We start from the raw sequence: 17,216 nt of genomic DNA on the forward strand, positions 1-17,216 counted from the left end.
TGCTTCGAGTGCGACCGTGCTAAACCCTCCGCCGGGTCGGGTCCAGTTCGCACGTAGACCGGCGGTACGTGGCCTGTTCGCGGCGCAAATGGGCACGCTTCCGGAAGTGTGAGCCGTCACCGCCGCCGTCGCGCCACCCGTTCCTCCGCGGTCTCCTCGGTCACGATCTCGTACAGTAGCGCCCGCTGGCCGAGAGGCGCCACAGCCGCCTCTCGAGCCTCCGAGTCCGCGGACTCGGAGACGCCGGCCTTCGGACGCAAGATCCGCCCGAGCCGCTGGGTGAACTCCCGCTCGCTCCCGCTGCCCGAGAGGACGACCGCGACGTTGGCGTCGGGCACGTCGACCCCCTCGTCGAGGACGTTCGCCGTCACGACCCGCGAGTACTCGCCCGAGCGGAACCGCTCCAGTATCTCTCGGCGCTCGTTCGCACTGGTCTCGTGAGTGATCGCCGGGATCAGGAACCGCTCGGAGAGGCGATAGACGAGGTCGGTGTGGGCAGTGAAGACGATGATCCGGTCGTCTCGGTGGCGGTCGAGCAGCGTTTCGAGCCGGTCGACCTTCGCGTCGGCGTTCATCATCACCTCGCGGGCGCGCTGTTTGGCCAGCAGCGCCTCTCGCGCCCGGGGGTCGCTCCCGGAGCGCTTGACGAGCTCCTGGTAGTCGCTGCCGCTTCGCATCTGGATGCCCGACGTGGCGAGGTAGTCGGTGAACGTCTCCTGGTGGCGTTCGTACACGTCGCGTTCCTCGGGCGTCAGCTCGACTTCCAGACGCTTGATGTCGTAGTCGGCGAGGTGTTCGCCGGCGAGTTCGTCGACGGCGACGCGGTGGACGAGCGGCCCGACGAGCGCTTCGACCGCCTCGTGGGCACCGTCGGGGCGCTCGAACGTCGCGGTCAGGCCAATCCGGGCGGGCGCGGCGAACAGGCGGGCGATGTCGCGGTAGCCCTCGCCGCCGAGGTGGTGGACCTCGTCGAAGACGACGAGGCCGAACCGGTCGCCGAGTTCGTCCGCCCGGAGGTACGCCGAGTCGTACGTCGACACCGTCACGTCGGCGAGTCGTTGCTCCCCGCCGCCCAGCTGGCCTACCTCGCGGCCGAACTCCCGTTCGAGTTCGCGGCGCCACTGTTCGAGCAGGTCGATGGTCGGGACGACGACGAGCGTCGGCGCCTCGATGGCTTCCATCGCCGCGATACCGACGACGGTCTTGCCGCTTCCCGTGGGGAGTTCGAGTACCCCTCGCCGGTCGGCGCCTTCCCAGTCGTCGAGCGCGTCGCGCTGGTACTCGCGGAGTTCGTACGTCGAGTCGAGCGAGAGGGGCGGCAGGTCGAACACACGGTCCTCGTAGGCGATTCCGCGTTCCTCCAGCGCAGCGAGGAGGTCGACGTAGCGGTAGGCAGGCGCTCGACCGGTCTTCGAGCGGGCGTCCCGTTCGACGAACGGCAGGTCCCCGAGCGCGTCGCTCCCGGTGATCCGGACGGTGCCCTCCTCGTAGACGAGCCGGACGGTCACTGTCCCGGGATACCGCTCCCCGGGAGTTAAGCGGTGCGGGCCGCGGTCGCCCGGCCGGTGTCCGTCGCGAAGGCGGAGCGGCCGACCCGTCGTCGGTCGGATTCTCAACCCTTTTGTCGCCGCGGCGACTGGCTTGGGATATGAGCGAGCAGGACGCGTCCGACCCCGCTGAGGCCGCAGACGAGCAGCCAGGCGCGACCGCGCAGGAGGGGGGCGCGAGCGACGACCCCGTCCGGCCCGACGAGGTCATCGACGCCGAGGAGGCGGGCGACGGCGACGCCCACGGCGAAGCGACGGTCGACGGCGCGGTCGACGTCGACGAGGAGCTAGTCGACCGGGTCGCCGAGTCCGACCCCGAGTCGGTCGCCCACGAGCTCGCGGCGCTGCGGACGCGCGTCGACGGTCTGGAGGACCAGCTCGACGCGCGTGAAGAGGAGCTCGACGACCTGACCGACAAGCTCAAGCGCAAGCAGGCGGAGTTCCAGAACTTCAAGAAGCGGATGGAGAAACGGCGCGAGGAGGAACGCGAGCGGGCGACCGAGGACCTGGTCACTCGCCTGCTGGACGTGCGGGACAACCTCCGGCGCGCGCTCGAACAGGACGAGGACGCCGACATCCGCGGCGGCGTCGAATCGACGCTGCGGTCGTTCGACGACGTGTTCGACGCGGAGAACGTCGACGTGGTCGAACCCGAGCCGGGCGAGGACGTGGACCCGCACCGCCACGAGGTGCTCGTCCGCGTCGACTCGGACCAGCCCGAAGACGCCATCGCCGAGGTCCATCGCCCGGGCTACGTCATGGCCGACAAGGTGATCCGCGAGGCGCAGGTCACCGTCAGCGACGGACCCGCCGAGTGACGCCACCGCCGGACGTGGTGACGGCGCCGAACCTGTACTTGGGTTGATTTTTCGGCGACGTTACGCTCGTATTGCGGTCGGATTTATAGGCACCGGTCGGTGTCGGGAGCGGAGCCACAGATCGGCCGTTTCCGGGCGTCTGTAGGGGGTCACCGTCGGTCGCGTCTAGCAACTTTTAACCGGCACAATCGGGTATAGACGCGTAAGATGGCGAGCAACAAGATTCTCGGAATCGACCTCGGGACCACGAACAGTGCGTTCGCGGTCATGGAGGGGGGCGACCCCGAGATCATCGTCAACCAGGAGGGCGAGCGGACGACACCCTCGGTCGTCGCGTTCGACGACGGCGAGCGTCTCGTCGGCAAGCCCGCGAAGAACCAGGCCGTCAAGAACCCCGACGAGACGATCCAGTCCATCAAGCGGCACATGGGCGAGGACGACTACTCGGTCGAACTCGACGGGGAGGAGTACACGCCCGAGCAGGTCTCGGCGATGATCCTCCAGAAGATCAAGCGCGACGCCGAGGAGTACCTCGGCGACGACGTCGAGAAGGCCGTCATCACCGTCCCGGCGTACTTCAACGACCGCCAGCGCCAGGCGACGAAAGACGCCGGCGAGATCGCCGGCTTCGAGGTCGAGCGCATCGTCAACGAGCCGACCGCGGCCGCGATGGCCTACGGCCTCGACGACGAGTCCGACCAGACCGTCCTCGTCTACGACCTGGGCGGAGGCACCTTCGACGTCTCCATCCTCGACCTCGGTGGCGGCGTCTACGAGGTCGTCGCCACCAACGGTGACAACGACCTCGGTGGCGACGACTGGGACCACGCGATCATCGACTACCTCGCCGAGCAGTTCCACGACGAGCACGGCATCGACCTGCGCGACGACCGCCAGGCGCTCCAGCGGCTCACCGAGGCCGCCGAGGAGGCCAAAATCGAGCTCTCCAACCGCAAGGAGACACGCATCGACCTGCCGTTCATCACGACGACCGACGACGGACCCCTCGACCTCGAGGAGAAGCTCACCCGCGCGAAGTTCGAGTCGCTGAGCGAGGACCTCGTCGAGCGGACCGTCGGCCCGACGGAGCAGGCCCTCGAGGACGCCGGCTACGGCGAGGGCGACATCGACGAGGTCATCCTCGTCGGCGGCTCCACGCGGATGCCACAGGTCCAGAACCGCGTCGAAGAGATGACCGGCCAGGAGCCCAAGAAGAACGTCAACCCCGACGAGGCGGTCTCGCTCGGTGCGGCCATCCAGGGCGGCGTCCTCAGCGGCGACGTCGACGACATCGTCCTGCTCGACGTGACCCCGCTCAGCCTCGGCGTGGAGGTCAAGGGCGGTCTCTTCGAGCGGCTCATCGAGAAGAACACGACCATCCCGACCGAGGAGTCGAAGATCTTCACCACCGCCGCGGACAACCAGACCCAGGTCCAGATCCGCGTCTTCCAGGGTGAACGCGAGATCGCTTCGGAGAACGAACTGCTCGGCGAGTTCGCGCTCTCGGGTATCCCGCCGGCTCCCGCGGGCACGCCGCAGATCGAGGTGTCGTTCAACATCGACGAGAACGGCATCGTGAACGTCTCCGCCGAGGACAAGGGCTCGGGCAACGAGGAGAACATCACCATCGAGGGCGGCGCCGGTCTCTCGGACGACCAGATCGAGGAGATGCAGCAGGAGGCCGAGGAGCACGCCGAGGAGGACGAGCAGCGCCGCGAGCGCATCGAAGCCCGCAACGAGGCCGAGAGCACGATCCAGCGCGCCGAGACCCTGCTCGAGGAGAACGAAGACGAGGTCGACGCGGAACTCGTCGAGGACATCGAGGCCGAGATCGACGAGGTCCGCGAGGTTCTCGAAGACGAGGACGCCGAGACCGAGGAGTACACGGAAGCCACCGAGAGCCTCGCCGAGGCGCTGCAGGAGATCGGCAAGCAGATGTACCAGGACCAGGCCGCCGAGGGCGCGGCCGGTGCCGGCGGCGCAGCCGGCGCGGCGGGCGCAGGCGGCATGGGCGGTATGGGCGGCGCCGGGCCGGGCGGTGCTGCTGGCGCCGGCGGCGCGGCCGGCGGTCAGGGCGAGGAGTACGTCGACGCGGACTTCGAGGACGTCGACGACGAGGACGAGGACTGAAACGACGAGTCTTCGCCGTCGACTCGACAGACGGAGACGACGAGTAAGGGCGGACGTCGCCCGCGTCGACTCGACAGACGGAGGCGTCGAGTCCGAGCGTCTCGGAACGAGTTTAGACGGTGATTTCTTTCGGATCTCTCTCCGACGACGGCGACGGACGGGTACCGAGAGCGACCGTCAGTCGGGACCGAACGGCACGTCCCGGTGACGGTATCGTCCCGGTACGTCGGTCGCGAGAGGGTCCCGTGACCGGCGGACGCAGGACGGTCAGCCCGCGTGGCGTTTGGCCGTCGTGTAGGCTTCTCGGACGCGTTTGAACTCGTCCTCGTCGCCGCCCTGGTCGGGATGGGTCTCCTTGACCTTTCGTCGGTAGGCGGCTTTGACCTCGTCGAGGCTGGCCGTCGTCGCGAGGCCGAGTTCGTCGAACGCGGCCGTTGCGGGGTCGCGGGTCTCGGCCGGCTCGGCCGGACCGAAGTCGACGTCGGGCACTTCGAAGGGCAGACGGTCGCCCAGGTGGACCCCGGGCATCTCGTGCTCGACGAGTATGGGGACGGTCGGCGAGCGGTCGATGCGGTAGTACGCCTGTGCGTCGAACGTGATCGCTACGTCGCGCTCGGGGAGGTAGAAAGCGACCGACTGTCCCTCGACGAGGTGCTCTTCGGCGTAGGCCTCCCCGATGGCGTCGAGGTAGTCACGCAATTCGACCCGGCGGCGCCGCTCGCCGCCCTCGCGACCGTGGGGATGTCGCCGCGTCGGAAACAGCCGGTCGGCGGCGACGAACAGGCAGGCGGCGAGGACGCTGCTGGCGAGGCCGAGGCCGAGCCCGACGAGCAACCAGCGGGGCAGCCCGAACAGCGCGTCGAGTACCACGCGCGACCGTTGGCGTCGCTCGACTATCAAAGTCTCGCCAGCGGATCGTCGGTCGGGTCCCGGGCGGGAGGCGAACGAGGGAGGGGCGACCGTCGAGTGACTCGTCGCGGTCTGGCGCGAGAACCGCCGCGATCAGCCGATGTAGCGCAGGTCCTCGTCGGAGGGCGTCGGCGTCCCCTGGTCCATCTCCTGGATCTTGCGGACGACCTCTTCCATCTCGTCGGCCCGCTCTTCTAGGGAGGCGTAGTCGACCTCGAAGTCGACGACTCCCTGGAGCACTTCGAGGACCGCCTGTGCGCTCTTGGGGTCGACGAGGTAGCCGCTGGTCTCGCCCATCAGACAGGCCGCTTCGAAGCCACGGCGCTCTCCGAGACCGAGCAGCAGGCCGCTGACACCGACGATACCGCCGGCCGGCTCGTCTTCGCGGAACTCGACGCCCACGTCTTCGAGGTCGTCGACGACCTCGTCGGTGGTCGCGGCGCCCAACACGGAGTACTCCTCGATGAGTTCACCGGTCGGGACGCCGCCCAACGCGAAGGCGCGGGAGACGCCGTGGTCGTCGGCGACGTCGAGGAAGGTCTCGGTCAGGCCGTAGTGGCCGCGGTTGTCCTGGGCCTGGTGGTCGCCGGTGAGTACGAGCATGTCTCGGCCGTCCTCGGGGCGGACGGCGTGGAACTCCGCGCCCGCCAGCTCCGTGCGGCCGTCGTCGACGCTGACCTGTGGCGGGAAGTGCGTCGAGTGGACGCGCTCGACGGGCTCGCTCTCGATCTCTTCGAGGAGGTGTTCGGCGGCGAGTTTGCCGACGTGGCCCACGCCGGGCAGTCCCTCGACCAGTACGGGGTCGTCGAGATCCACGTCCCCCAGCGCTTCGCGTTCGAATTCGTCCATGCGCCCTAGTCGCGGCGCCGCTGCTTAAGTGCGCGTCGATACTCCCCGTAGCTGTCTTCGGGCGAGAACGGTGCCGGCGCGGAGTTGACCGCCTCGGCGCCACAGTCGGGACAGGTGTCCGAGAGCGTGTACCGCGGCCGATCGTGGGCCGACCGCCACGCCGAACAGACGAGAATGTCGGATTTCATGGGTGGACTGAGTCGGGACTGCCGACGCGGTGGCGCCCGCAGGCTACTCCGCTTCGACCTCGCGGTCGCGGTGGTAGCGCCCGGCGCCGCCGTGGTCGCCGACGACGTCGACGGCGCGGTCGGCGCTCTCTTCGAGGTGAGACTCGGCGGTCTTGTAGTCGGGCGCCCGTACCTGGATGCGGTACTCCGGCGAACCGACGTACGTGACGTCGAGCTCCACTTCCTCGGGGATCTCGCCGTTGCCCTCGGCGGCCTGCAGCGCCTCCTTGAGCACGTCGACGCCGTCGCCGCTGGGACACTCCAGCGTGACGTAGCCGGTGACGTTGACGTACGGCACCGAGACGTTCTCGCGGGCGGTCTCGACGATGGCCTCGACTTCCTCGTCGTCCAGATCCGTCTCGTCGAGTGCCTCCTCGCCGTGGATGGCGGCCTCCTCGAAGCCCTCGTACATCGAACCGAAGGCGGCCAGCAGCTCGTTTGCGATCGCGGCGTAGGTCTCGTCGTCGATGTCCTCGCCGAACGCCAGCAGCATCCAGTTGTCGGCCTTCTGCTCGTTTTTCCACTCCTGAATCTTGTCCTTGCGCTGGTGGTCGTTGACGTCCTTGATCGAGAGATCGATCTGCTGGGACCCCTGATCGACGTCGAGCACCTTCGCGACGACCGTCTGTCCCTCCGAGACGTGGTCGCGGACGTTCTTGATCCAGCCGGAGGCGACCTCGCTGATGTGACAGAGACCGCGCTTGTCCTCGTACTCCTGGAGGTCGACGAAGACGCCGAAGTCCTCGATCTCGTCGACGCGTCCGACCACGAGCTCACCGGGGTCGGGCCAACCGCTGTATTTCATTATCGTGCCTCGACGGTCTCGAGGACCTCTCCCTCGATGGTCGCTTTGCCGCCGGTCGGTCGGGCGAGCGTGTGCCCGCAGACCTCGCAGGCGACCTCGCTCGCGGCCTTGCCGAAGACGATCTGTTCGTTCTCACAGTCCGGGCACGCGACGCTGAAGAAGTTTCCTGCCATCGTTAGTCCTGAAGGTCCAGTTTGCCGGCGCGCCATCCCTCGCGGAGGTGGGCCTTGCCGCAGTCGGAACAGCGGTACTTGAGATCGGTCTTCTGGGTCGGTTTCCCACCGGAGGGAACCTTCGAGAACTTGCCCGCGTTCCCGTAGCCCGAGCGCGTGCGCTCGGCCTGGCGCCCGTTGACCTTCGTCATCCCCGAGGTGCGACCGCTCCGAACGCGCTCGACCTCGTGTTCGTTGTGCTCGTCGCAGTGCGGACAGTACGTGTTAAATCGGCGTGGCATCTCCATAGATATCGACCTTGCGGACGGCTTGGACATCCCCGCTTAAAACCCGTTTGGTTCGCACCGAGCGATCGCCCGAGATCGCCGGCTCGCGCCCCCTCTCGTGTGAGATCGATGCGCACGATGCGGGGCGTCTCGCCGTCGATCACAGCGTGGTCGTCACCTGTTCGCCGCTGACGACCTCCGGGACGATCACTTCGTCGGCACCCGCGCGCCGGGCGACCGACTCGTACATCTCGTCGCCGACGCGGGCGACGATTCGCGCGTCGGGCGCGAGTTCGTCCGTCGTGATCGCGACCTGAATGTTGACGTTCGCGTCGTCGACGGCACCCACGACGGCGTCGGCTCGTTCGGCGCCGGCCTCGACGAGCAGTTCCTCGCGCCGGGCGTCGCCCTGCACGGCGAGGAGGCCGTCGTCGAGCGCGCGCTCGTACTGGCCGTCACCGGTCTCGACCACGACGACCGGTCGGTCCCGGTCGCGAAGCTGTCGTGCGATCGTCTTGCCGAAGGTGCCGTACCCGCAGACGACGACGTGATGCTCCGTGTTCTCGATGGTGCGTTCGACCTGCATCCCTCTGAGTTCCCTGCCGATCTGTCCGCCGAAGGTCGCCGAGACGACCGTCTCGCCGATCCACAGCCCCGCGAGGATCAGCCCCGACTCGACGACGAGTGCGAACGCCCGCAGCGACCGCGCCGGCGCGTCGTGGGACGCGACGAATATCTCGATGCTCGTCGGGTCGAGCAGCCAGAACAGCGCCTCGACGGCGCCGACACCCGCGAGAGCGCCGAACCCGACCACGCCCGCGACCACCAGCGCCGCGAACGCGGCGACCGGGCGGCCGACGCGGCGCGTCAGGGGGCGACTCAACAGCGCTCGGACGTACTCGCCTGCCACGGTTCCCTGGCTCTCGGCGGCGCTGATAAGTCTCACCTGTTAAGACATAATGTCCCCTTGGACGATTCCCGGGACCTTCGACGCCGGACGGCGGTCCGTGGTCGGTCGCCATCGGGCGAGCCCTGGCCGCGGATCGCCCGCGCTCGGGCCGCTGGGGCGGCACTCGTTCGAAGTCACTAAGTACGCCTCCGTCGAATCGTCGGGCATGAAGAAGCTCATCGTCCACGGTGACCCCGGATTCCGGAAGGACGCCGTCATCTCTGTCGACGGCGAGGAGCTGGTCGTCTTCGGCGTCGCGCGCCAGGGCGACTGGCACGGCCCCGACCGCCCCCAGCTGTGGTGTACCGTGGGCAGCGAAGACGAGCGCGACACCTATCAGCGCCGCGAGTACATCCCCAACTTCCTCGACACCGAGGCGGTCGACGCCGAAGCGGTCGAAGTCGTCGAGAAACCCAGCGCCTGAGCTACCCGTTTTCCGAGGTCAGACGAGGTCGACGTACGGCGGCGTCTCGTCGTAGGCCACCACCGTGCTCGTCCCCGGCGAGCCGGTCGGTGACTTGCGGAGGGTGAGCCACTCGATACCGTCGTCGCCCCGTTCGATCCGGATCGTCTGGCGGCTCGTGTCGACGAGGAACTCGACGAGCGACGTGTCCTGGACGGCCGGATTGATGGTGTAGACGACGATATCGTCCTCGTCGGTGTGGTGGGCCGCGGCGTGGTAGCGCACGTCCCTGACGCGCTGGCGCGACACTTGTTCGAGCAGTGGTTCGGTGTCGACGAAGGCGAACAGCGGTCGGTCACCGCTGCGCTCGTAGCAGCACTCGCTCAATCGGCGCCAGTCGCGCTCCTCCTCGTCGTAGGTGAGGACGTTGCGGTGGTCGTCCCCGTTGCTCTCGGCGAGTTCGAGGACGAACAGCCGGTCGTCGTCGAGCAGCCCCTCGACGGTCCAGTCGGTGTCGCTCCAGTAGCGGTCGAGCCGGGAGAGCGATACCTCCGCGGGGAGGGCGACGGCCGCGGCCATCCCCGCCTCGATAGCGCTCGCGAGCATCCGCGCGTTGATCGCGTAGTAGCCGGTGGTGCCGTCGTGCGACAGGAGGGTGAACCCGCCGCGGACGAGCCCACCGCCAAGTAACCCGTCGAGCGCGTCGATCCCGGTCGAGAGGTGGTCGTGGCCGAGGAGTTCGCTCGGTGGCGTGCGCTGGGTCGGCTGGACGGTCGCGCCGTCGGCGCCGAGGACGAGTTTGTGTCTGCGAGTGTCGTGGTCGCGCCCGCGGAGCTTTCCGACACGCAGGAACGTGTGGCGCTGGTTCGCGCGCTCGACCGACGACAGCTCGATCACCCCGTGCGTCGCGTACCGCAACAGGTCGCTGGCGACGCCGTCACCGGTCCCGCCGTCCTCGGCAGTCAACAGCGACGTGGCGTCGAAAGTGTCGGAAAACAGACGAATCAGGTCGTACGTCGAGCGCCAGAACGAGACCTCGTCGGCGGCGATCGGTCGCAACCCCGAGAGGCTGTCGAGCAGGATGCGGTCTTTCGGGCCGTACTCCGAGAGGTAGTGGACGACGTTCTCCCGAGTAAAGGGGAGGTCGAACCACTCGGCGACCGCGCGGTCGCCGCCCTCCAGCGTGCGGACGACCAGGTCGTCGTCCCGTTCCATCGTGTCTCCGGGCTCGCAGTGGACGGTGATGACGGTCAGGCCCTCGTGGCCCAGGTCGAACGGGTACGGCTCGAAGGTGTCTTCGAGTTCATCGACGGTCTGTTCGGTACTGACGAACAGACAGTCCTCGCCCGCGTCGAGTCCGGCCTCGAGGAACTGCATGCCCAGCGTCGTCTTGCCGGTCCCTGGCGGTCCGGAGACCAGTAGGCTTCGCTTGTCCGGCACGCCGCCACCGAGCAGTTCGTCCAGCCGTTCGCACCCGGTCGAGAGGCCCATCGTTTCTCAATGGGGTTCGTTCGGTAAATCAATTTGGCAGACTACTGTGGTATCTCGGCTGTTCGCGGTGTGGTCGTAGTCGCGGTCGCTGCCGACCGTCGGCGGGGACGAACGAGCCGCGGCGGTGAGGGCGGCTCCCACCCGAAAGAAACGCTTTACTGTCGGCCGGGGCGACGACTCGGTATGGACACGGCCGAGCGATTCGAACTCGCGACCCGCAACACGGCGGAGGTCGTCGAGGAATCGGAGCTGGAGGAGCTGTTCGACGACGGGGAGCCGTCGGTGTACATCGGCTACGCCCCGACCGGCGAGATGCACATCGGCCACTTCACGACGATGCGCAAGCTCGCCGACTTCCTCGGCGCCGGGATGGACGTGACCGTCCTGATCGCCGACCTCCACGCCCACCTCGACGACAACAAGAGCCCTTTCGACCTGCTGGAGGCCCGCTCGGCCTACTACGAGGCGACCATCGAGGCGATGATCGACGCCGCCGGCGCCGACGCCGACCAGATATCGTTCGCCCGCGGCAGCGACTTCGAACTCGGCGAGGACTACACGCTCGAACTCCTGCGGATGGCCGCCGAGACGACCATCTCCCGCGCTCAACGGGCCGGCAGCGAAGTCGTCCGCGAGTCCGACTCACCCAAACTGGGCGGGCTGCTCTACCCGCTCATGCAGACCCTCGACGTGGACGCGCTGGACGCCGACGTGGCCTACGGCGGCATCGACCAGCGGGGCATCTACATGCTCTCGCGAGAGATCCTCCCCGACCACGGCGGCGACGCGCCCGTCTGCATGTTCGCCCCCCTGCTGTCGGGCCTCTCGGGCGGGAAGATGTCGGCCTCCGACGAGTCCTCGAAGGTCAACCTCAACGACTCCCACGACGAGGTCGTCGAGAAGATCGAACAGGCGTACTGTCCCGCCGGCGAGCGCGAGGACAACGGCGTCCTGGAGTACATGGAGTACCTCGTCTTCCCTATCCTCGACGAGCGCGACGAGGAGTTCGTCGTCGAGCGCCCCGAGGAGTACGGCGGCGACCTGACCTACGAGGACTACGGCTCGCTGGAGGCGGACTTCCTCTCGGGCGAACTCCATCCGGCCGATCTCAAGCCCTCGGCGGGTGCGGCCATCTCCGAGGTCGTCGCCCCCATCCGCGAGCGACTGAACGACCGGCCCGAACTGCTCGCCGAGGCCTACCCCGAGAAGTACGACTGAGCAGTGACCGACGACGAATCGCCGGGAGACGGACCGTCTACGGGGTCGGTCCGCGCCACCTACGACCGCATCGCCGCCCACTTCTCGAAGACCCGCGAGTACGCCTGGCCCGAGATCGAGACCTTTCTCGACGACCGGTCCGGTGCGGTCGGGCTGGACGTGGGTTGCGGTAACGGCCGGCATACGGAGTTGCTCGCCGAGCGGTGTGAGCGAGCGTTGGGCGTGGATCTGAGCCGGGAGATGCTCGCGACGGCGCGTGAGCGGTCGGCCGAACGCGGCTTCGACTACGGACTGGCACAGGCTGATGCGAGTTCGCTGCCGGTTCGGAACGATCGCGTGGACATCGCCGTGTTCGTCGCGACGCTGCCCCATCTGCCGACGCGAGAATCGCGCGTCGTGGCGCTCGACGAACTGGCGCGAGTGCTGTCCCGCGAGGGGCGTGCGCTCGTCAGCGCCTGGTCGACCGAACACGACCGCTTCGACGCCGACGAGGGGTTCGATACTTCGGTGGAGTGGACGCTGCCCGGTGGGGAGGGCGTCGAGCGGTTCTACCACATCTACGACCCCGACGAGTTTCGGCGCGATATCGAGGCGAGTGGGCTGGAACTGGTCGACTTCGAGGTCTCTAGCGGGAACTGTTACGGTACGGTCCGACCCGAGTGAGTCGCGACGACCCAGTGTCGGAACCTCCGGCAGGCGCCCGACGGGGTGGCCGACCACGACGCCACGGTCGCCCACCGCCACGATCGGTCCGGGTCGAAAGGAAACACCCTTACTTCGGGGTGTAGAACGAACGGATGCGCGACGGTGGTGAGCGAACGCGGTTCGTTCGCGACCCCCGAAGCGAGAGACGCGACGCGCGCCGGTGGTCTAGTGGTAGGACCTGAGCCTTCCAAGCTCATGGCCCGGGTTCAAATCCCGGCCGGCGCAGTGAGCGACCGACGAGAGCGAACGAGCAGGCCAAGGATTTGAACCCTGGGAGTCACAGCCCGCGCAGGGCCGGAGGCCCGAGCAGGAATGTCTCCATCCGGTTCAAATCCCGGCGGGCGCACTTTTTCCTCACTTCGGTCGTGCGCCGCCCGATGTCCGCGAACGCGGGGCGTTCGCTCACTCCCGGCCGGCGCACTCTTTCCTCACTTCGGTCGTGCGCCGCCCGATGTTCGCGAACGCGGGGCGTTCGCTCACTCCCGGCCGGCGCACTCTTTCCTCACTTCGGTCGTGCGCCGCCCGATGTTCGCGAACGCGGGGCGTTCGCTCACTCCCGGCCGGCGCATCCCAATCCGCTCGAAGCCGCCTCAGGGGCGGTGCTTCCGGTCGGTACCAAGCGGAGACGAGCCGAATCGTGCGGCTCCCACACAACGCCTCGGCACCGGGTTTCGCAGCACTGTTCGGGAACGCTCACGAGCGCCTCGTGGAGCGTTCGGTCGAGACGAGTGGGTCGGTCGGACGCCACTCGTGGGTAACGCGCTGTTACCGGTGGTAAGCGGAGCCAATCGACGACCGGCCGGGCCCGTTCGGTGTGAGGAACCGGCGTGGCCGGTATTCGGTGATGCAAAGTTCGGACTGGCCGCGACCGGACGGGGTTGCTCGAGCTTACGTTTCGCGGCGAGTCCGTGGGCGGAGGATAACAAAGTGTATCTCGGCCTTGTCCTCAGTCGCATGACTTACGATAGATACACGAAAGCGATAGTCGGAGCCGTCGCGCTGACACTCGTCGTGAGCGCGCTCGCGGCGAGCGGAGCGGCGTCGTTCTCGGCACAGGAAGAGACGACCACACAGACCCAGGAGACGTCGTACCTGCGGATCGGGCACTTCTCGCCCGACGCGCCCGCGGTCGACGTGGCGATAGACAACGAGACTGTCGTCGAAGGCGCGGAGTTCGGTGACGTGACCGGATACCTGGCGCTGGACGGCGGCAACTACACCGCGACCATCACGGCCGCGAACCAGTCGAGTAGCGTCCTGTTCGAAGGCAACCTGACGCTCGAACCGCGGACGGTCGGGACGCTCGCCGCCAGCGGCGAGTTCACGACCGGGTCCGAAACCGAGTTCGAGCCGGTCCTCTTCGAGGACAACGCCTGGGAACCGGACAACGATACCGCTGCGGTGAGCATCGTCCACCTCTCGCCGGACGCGCCCTCGGTCGACGTCGTCGTAACCGAAGGCCCGACCGAGAACGAGACGGAGACCGAAACGGCGACCGAGACGGAGACGGAGACCGAAACGGCGACCGAGAACGAGACGGAGACCGAAACGGCGACCGAGACGGAGACGGCCACCGACTTCGCTACGGCGACCGAGACGGAGACGGCCACCGACTTCGCTACGGCGACCGAGACGGAGACGGCCACCGACTTCGCCACGGCGACCGGGACGGCAACGTCGACGCCCTTCGGTGCGACCGAGACCGCAACCGAAGCGGGCGGGGCCGGAACGGCCACCGACACCGTCGGCATCGACAACCTAATGCCTGCACAACAGGAGAGCGACGAGACCTACCTCGCGCGGAACCTCTCGTTCCGCAACGCTACTGACTACGTGAACGTCCCGGCCGGTGACTACACGGTCGAACTCCGTAACAACGAGACCGGTGAGGTGCTCGCTACCGTCAACCTGCCAGGTCTCGAGGGTGGTACCGCCTATTCGGTGTTTGCAGCTGGCTACGCCAATCCCGACGAGGCGCCTGCCGGCTCCTCGTTCGTCACGATTCCGGCTGAAGATGCGACTCTAACCGTCTCCCTGCCCGAGGTGGCGACCGACATGGCCACCGACACCGAGACGGCCACCGACACCGAGACGGCCACCGACACCGAGACGGCCACCGACACCGAGACGGCCACCGACACCGAGACGGAAACCGACACCGAGACGGCGACCGATACCGAGACGGAAACCGACACCGAGACGGCGACCGATACCGAGACGGAAACCGACACCGAGACGGCGACCGATACCGAAACGGAAACCGACACGGAAACCGATACCGAGACGGCTACCGACACAGGCGTCGGAACGCCGACGGAGACGGCGACCGAGGCCGGCGCGTAGACTCACGAACGAGACTTTTTTTGAGCGGTGTCGAGCGATGTGAAGAGATTCAAGATAGCAGCGTGCGAACGCTCGAGCGTGAGCGACGACACGCGAACGAACGGCGACGACGACCGGACGGTTAGCGACGCCGCTCGCGGCGACCAGTCAGGGCCGGAGAAGGCCGTCGACGAGTCGAACCCGCGCTACGGTCGGGTGACTCGACACCCGACTGCGGGGCCGTACAACTCCATCTTCCACTGGACCGACGCCCGCCACCCGCTGCGGGTGATGGTCAACTACGTCGTCGTCCTGGCCTGTCGAGTGTGTCCGAGCATGCGGTTGAAAAACTGGCTGTTGCGTCGCATCGGCGTCACCGTCGGAGCGGGTGTCGCATGGGGACTGGAGTCGACCCCCGACGTGTTCTGGCCGGATCTCATCACGGTCGAAGACCACGCGATCGTCGGCTACGACGCGACCGTCCTCTGTCACGAGTTCCTCCAGGACGAGTACCGCACGGGCGAAGTCGTCATCGGTGAACGGGCGATGGTCGGGGCCGGCGCCGTCGTCCTCCCGGGGGTCGAGGTGGGTGCGGGCGCCCAGGTGGCCGCCAACTCGCTGGTCACCGAAGACGTGCCGCCCGGCGCGACGGTCGCGGGCGTCCCGGCGACCGTTCAGGATGGAGACTGAGCGAGTGGTCGGGGCCGGTGGACTCAGTCTCGGATACGGACGATACCGCTCGCGAAGACCGTCTGGTTCGGGAGGATGTACTCCTCGCCGTCGCTCTCGATGCGCGTGGTGAACACGTCGACTTCCTGGACGATGCCTTCGTTGTCGTCGATGCGGACGCGGTCGCCGATGCTGTACGGTTCCCGTAGCAGGAGGTAGATCCCCGCGGCGGCCGAGCGGAGCAGGTCCCAGAACGCGACGAGCGCCACGACGACGACGGCGAAGGCGTAGACGCCCAACAGGACGACGAGCGCCATCGTTTCGACACCGAGCTGGCCGAGCGCGATCAGGATGGCGACGTAGAAGATGCTGTACTTGACGAGTTCGGGGATGATGCTGACTTCCGGAAGCTTGACGCTCCGGAGGCGCTCGCCGACGGAGAGCTTGGCTTTGTCGCCGACGACCAGGCCGATGATGAGCGCGAAAGCGGCGACGAACAGACTCGGGAGGAACCCGGTGAACCGCTGCCAGAACAGGTCGGGGTTGCCCAGCTGCGCGAGGTTCACCGCGAGGACGATGGCGAGGACGTAGGCGAAGACGGCCGCGATCGTCGAGACGATGCCGACCGTCGACGTGCCGAAACTTCTGGCCGTGCGCTCGAACGGCGTTCCTTCGACCGCGTCGGAGACACCGGCGCTCCGCAGGAACGTCCGCGTCCACCGCCAGACGATGTAGCTCCCGATCACGCCGACGAACAGGACGGCGATCGAGGCGGCAAACGCCCCGCGCTCGGAGAACACCGACCGGATGACTTGTGGCCACTCGATCTGCATCAGTACGCCTCCGGATCCAACTCCAGAATGAGTTCACCCGCCTTGAACGCCCGTACCAGCCCGTCGCTCTCCGAAAGGACGATCGCGATAGCGTTCGTATCCCGCGTGATCGCGCCGGCAGCCATGTGGCGCGCGCCCAGGCCCTTCGGGATGTCGACCCCCTCGGCGGAGGGTTCGAGATACCGGTAGGCGGAGACGATCTTCCCCGAATCGGAGATGACGAAGGCGCCGTCGAGCCGCGAGAACTCCTTGAGCATCACGTTCACGATCGGGTCGCCGACGTGGACGTGCGATTTCTCGAAGGGGTTGTACGAGAGGGGCCGCGACTTGTTCATCACCTTTCCTGCGTCGCCGACGACGAACAACGCGCCGACGGGCTTGCCCTTCTGACCCTTCTTGCCGAGTTCGACCGCGACCTCGAGGACATCCCTGATCACCGAGGGCTCGGCCCGCGAGTTGGCGAACAGGTCGTAGACGCCCGACTTCTCGAACTCGTCGGCGCGGACCCGCGCGACCGTGTCGGCGTCCTCGCCGAACACCTTCGCGAGACAGACCAGGTCGGCGTCCTCGTCGACGTAGCCGTGGTCGACGGCCCCCTCGACGCCGAAGCGGATCCGGTCGCGCAAGTCCTCGAACTCCAGCGGCAACTGCACGAACGCGTCGGCCTCTACGTCGTTGTCCGGTCCGACCACGACCACGTCGTCGCCGGCCAGCGTCTCGTAGTGAGACTTCCCCGGCGAGAACAGACAGACCGCGTCCGCGTCGGCGACCAACTCCTCCAGAAACTCGTCGAGCCCGGTCATTGTCGTATCAACTCATCCGACAGGAAAAAGCGTTTCGGCACGTCTGACCCATGTCACGCGTTCGTCTTGCGTGGTGGCAGAACTGCTGGTCCGCGACCA

General features: G+C 67.5%; 18 protein-coding genes and 1 tRNA gene. 8 read left to right on the forward strand and 11 right to left on the reverse strand.

Going from position 1 to position 17,216, the window contains the following annotated elements:
• Positions 1 to 116 precede the first annotated feature (116 nt).
• Positions 117 to 1,508, reverse strand: a complete 1,392-nt coding sequence (locus I7X12_RS17005) for a DEAD/DEAH box helicase family protein (protein ID WP_198061223.1) — start codon at positions 1,506 to 1,508, stop codon at positions 117 to 119.
• A 140-nt stretch (positions 1,509 to 1,648) separates the two neighbouring features.
• Between I7X12_RS17005 and I7X12_RS17010 the strand changes: the two genes are divergently transcribed.
• Positions 1,649 to 2,365, forward strand: coding sequence for a nucleotide exchange factor GrpE (locus I7X12_RS17010; protein WP_198061224.1), 717 nt, complete (start codon positions 1,649 to 1,651; stop codon positions 2,363 to 2,365).
• A gap of 207 nt (positions 2,366 to 2,572) precedes the next feature.
• On the forward strand, positions 2,573 to 4,495 hold the full coding sequence (dnaK, locus tag I7X12_RS17015; RefSeq protein ID WP_198061225.1) for a molecular chaperone DnaK: 1,923 nt from the start codon (positions 2,573 to 2,575) through the stop codon (positions 4,493 to 4,495).
• Positions 4,496 to 4,762: 267 nt separating this feature from the next.
• Here the strand turns inward: dnaK and I7X12_RS17020 are convergent, their stop codons facing one another.
• From I7X12_RS17020 to I7X12_RS17050, 7 genes are all read right to left on the reverse strand, one after another.
• Positions 4,763 to 5,365, reverse strand: a complete 603-nt coding sequence (locus tag I7X12_RS17020; protein WP_232342892.1) for a J domain-containing protein — start codon at positions 5,363 to 5,365, stop codon at positions 4,763 to 4,765.
• Between the two features lie 132 nt (positions 5,366 to 5,497).
• Positions 5,498 to 6,253: a proteasome assembly chaperone family protein gene (locus I7X12_RS17025; protein WP_198061226.1), complete on the reverse strand. Its 756-nt coding sequence runs from the start codon at positions 6,251 to 6,253 to the stop codon at positions 5,498 to 5,500.
• Between the two features lie 5 nt (positions 6,254 to 6,258).
• Positions 6,259 to 6,441, reverse strand: a complete 183-nt coding sequence (locus tag I7X12_RS17030) for an RNA-protein complex protein Nop10 (protein WP_198061227.1) — start codon at positions 6,439 to 6,441, stop codon at positions 6,259 to 6,261.
• A 43-nt stretch (positions 6,442 to 6,484) separates the two neighbouring features.
• A complete protein-coding gene (locus I7X12_RS17035) occupies positions 6,485 to 7,285 on the reverse strand; it encodes a translation initiation factor IF-2 subunit alpha (RefSeq protein WP_198061228.1) in 801 nt (266 codons plus the stop codon).
• Positions 7,285 to 7,458, reverse strand: coding sequence for a 30S ribosomal protein S27e (locus tag I7X12_RS17040; RefSeq protein WP_198061229.1), 174 nt, complete (start codon positions 7,456 to 7,458; stop codon positions 7,285 to 7,287). The genes I7X12_RS17035 and I7X12_RS17040 overlap by 1 nt, the downstream gene beginning before the upstream one ends.
• Before the next feature lie 2 nt (positions 7,459 to 7,460).
• Entirely contained in the window at positions 7,461 to 7,745 is a 285-nt protein-coding gene (locus I7X12_RS17045) for a 50S ribosomal protein L44e (protein ID WP_006883878.1), read from the reverse strand.
• Between the two features lie 139 nt (positions 7,746 to 7,884).
• The gene (locus I7X12_RS17050) at positions 7,885 to 8,634 is read right to left on the reverse strand and encodes a potassium channel family protein (protein ID WP_198061230.1); all 750 of its coding nucleotides are present in this window, start codon (positions 8,632 to 8,634) and stop codon (positions 7,885 to 7,887) included.
• A 205-nt stretch (positions 8,635 to 8,839) separates the two neighbouring features.
• Between I7X12_RS17050 and I7X12_RS17055 the strand changes: the two genes are divergently transcribed.
• Positions 8,840 to 9,097 (forward strand): HAH_0734 family protein, encoded by a 258-nt coding sequence (locus tag I7X12_RS17055; protein ID WP_198061231.1) that lies wholly within the window; start codon positions 8,840 to 8,842, stop codon positions 9,095 to 9,097.
• Between the two features lie 18 nt (positions 9,098 to 9,115).
• Here I7X12_RS17055 and I7X12_RS17060 read toward each other — a convergent pair whose 3' ends face one another.
• Positions 9,116 to 10,567, reverse strand: coding sequence for an RAD55 family ATPase (locus I7X12_RS17060; RefSeq protein ID WP_198061232.1), 1,452 nt, complete (start codon positions 10,565 to 10,567; stop codon positions 9,116 to 9,118).
• A gap of 183 nt (positions 10,568 to 10,750) precedes the next feature.
• On the opposite strand from I7X12_RS17060, the gene I7X12_RS17065 reads away from it, so the two are divergent.
• The 5 genes from I7X12_RS17065 to I7X12_RS17085 all read left to right on the forward strand — a co-directional run bounded on the left by I7X12_RS17065 (position 10,751) and on the right by I7X12_RS17085 (position 15,502).
• A complete protein-coding gene (locus tag I7X12_RS17065) occupies positions 10,751 to 11,785 on the forward strand; it encodes a tyrosine--tRNA ligase (RefSeq protein WP_198061233.1) in 1,035 nt (344 codons plus the stop codon).
• Positions 11,786 to 11,788: 3 nt separating this feature from the next.
• Positions 11,789 to 12,448: a class I SAM-dependent methyltransferase gene (locus tag I7X12_RS17070; protein ID WP_198061234.1), complete on the forward strand. Its 660-nt coding sequence runs from the start codon at positions 11,789 to 11,791 to the stop codon at positions 12,446 to 12,448.
• Between the two features lie 196 nt (positions 12,449 to 12,644).
• A tRNA-Gly gene (locus I7X12_RS17075) sits at positions 12,645 to 12,715 on the forward strand.
• 525 nt (positions 12,716 to 13,240) lie between these two features.
• Complete coding sequence (locus I7X12_RS17080) at positions 13,241 to 14,833, forward strand: DUF4397 domain-containing protein (protein WP_198061235.1); 1,593 nt, start codon at positions 13,241 to 13,243, stop codon at positions 14,831 to 14,833.
• A 195-nt stretch (positions 14,834 to 15,028) separates the two neighbouring features.
• Positions 15,029 to 15,502 carry an acyltransferase gene (locus tag I7X12_RS17085; protein ID WP_232343159.1) on the forward strand — a complete coding sequence of 158 codons (474 nt, stop codon included), beginning with the start codon at positions 15,029 to 15,031 and terminating at the stop codon, positions 15,500 to 15,502.
• A 23-nt stretch (positions 15,503 to 15,525) separates the two neighbouring features.
• Here I7X12_RS17085 and I7X12_RS17090 read toward each other — a convergent pair whose 3' ends face one another.
• Together I7X12_RS17090 and dacZ are read right to left on the reverse strand one after the other, a co-directional pair.
• Positions 15,526 to 16,314: a mechanosensitive ion channel domain-containing protein gene (locus tag I7X12_RS17090; RefSeq protein WP_198061237.1), complete on the reverse strand. Its 789-nt coding sequence runs from the start codon at positions 16,312 to 16,314 to the stop codon at positions 15,526 to 15,528.
• A complete protein-coding gene (gene dacZ / locus I7X12_RS17095; RefSeq protein WP_198061238.1) occupies positions 16,314 to 17,117 on the reverse strand; it encodes a diadenylate cyclase DacZ in 804 nt (267 codons plus the stop codon). Before dacZ ends, I7X12_RS17090 begins: the two co-directional genes overlap by 1 nt.
• Between the last annotated feature and the right edge of the window lie 99 nt (positions 17,118 to 17,216).

The sequence above is a fragment of the Halosimplex litoreum genome (genome assembly GCF_016065055.1).
Lineage (GTDB): Archaea > Halobacteriota > Halobacteria > Halobacteriales > Haloarculaceae > Halosimplex > Halosimplex litoreum.

Coding starts and splice junctions, on each gene's coding strand:
- I7X12_RS17010 (WP_198061224.1), top strand. CDS start 1,649: ATGAGCGAGCAGGACGCGTCCGACCCCGCTGAGGCCGCAGACGAGCAG.
- dnaK (WP_198061225.1), top strand. CDS start 2,573: ATGGCGAGCAACAAGATTCTCGGAATCGACCTCGGGACCACGAACAGT.
- I7X12_RS17025 (WP_198061226.1), bottom strand. CDS start 6,253: ATGGACGAATTCGAACGCGAAGCGCTGGGGGACGTGGATCTCGACGAC.
- I7X12_RS17030 (WP_198061227.1), bottom strand. CDS start 6,441: ATGAAATCCGACATTCTCGTCTGTTCGGCGTGGCGGTCGGCCCACGAT.
- I7X12_RS17035 (WP_198061228.1), bottom strand. CDS start 7,285: ATGAAATACAGCGGTTGGCCCGACCCCGGTGAGCTCGTGGTCGGACGC.
- I7X12_RS17040 (WP_198061229.1), bottom strand. CDS start 7,458: ATGGCAGGAAACTTCTTCAGCGTCGCGTGCCCGGACTGTGAGAACGAA.
- I7X12_RS17045 (WP_006883878.1), bottom strand. CDS start 7,745: ATGGAGATGCCACGCCGATTTAACACGTACTGTCCGCACTGCGACGAG.
- I7X12_RS17055 (WP_198061231.1), top strand. CDS start 8,840: ATGAAGAAGCTCATCGTCCACGGTGACCCCGGATTCCGGAAGGACGCC.
- I7X12_RS17060 (WP_198061232.1), bottom strand. CDS start 10,567: ATGGGCCTCTCGACCGGGTGCGAACGGCTGGACGAACTGCTCGGTGGC.
- I7X12_RS17065 (WP_198061233.1), top strand. CDS start 10,751: ATGGACACGGCCGAGCGATTCGAACTCGCGACCCGCAACACGGCGGAG.
- I7X12_RS17090 (WP_198061237.1), bottom strand. CDS start 16,314: ATGCAGATCGAGTGGCCACAAGTCATCCGGTCGGTGTTCTCCGAGCGC.
- dacZ (WP_198061238.1), bottom strand. CDS start 17,117: ATGACCGGGCTCGACGAGTTTCTGGAGGAGTTGGTCGCCGACGCGGAC.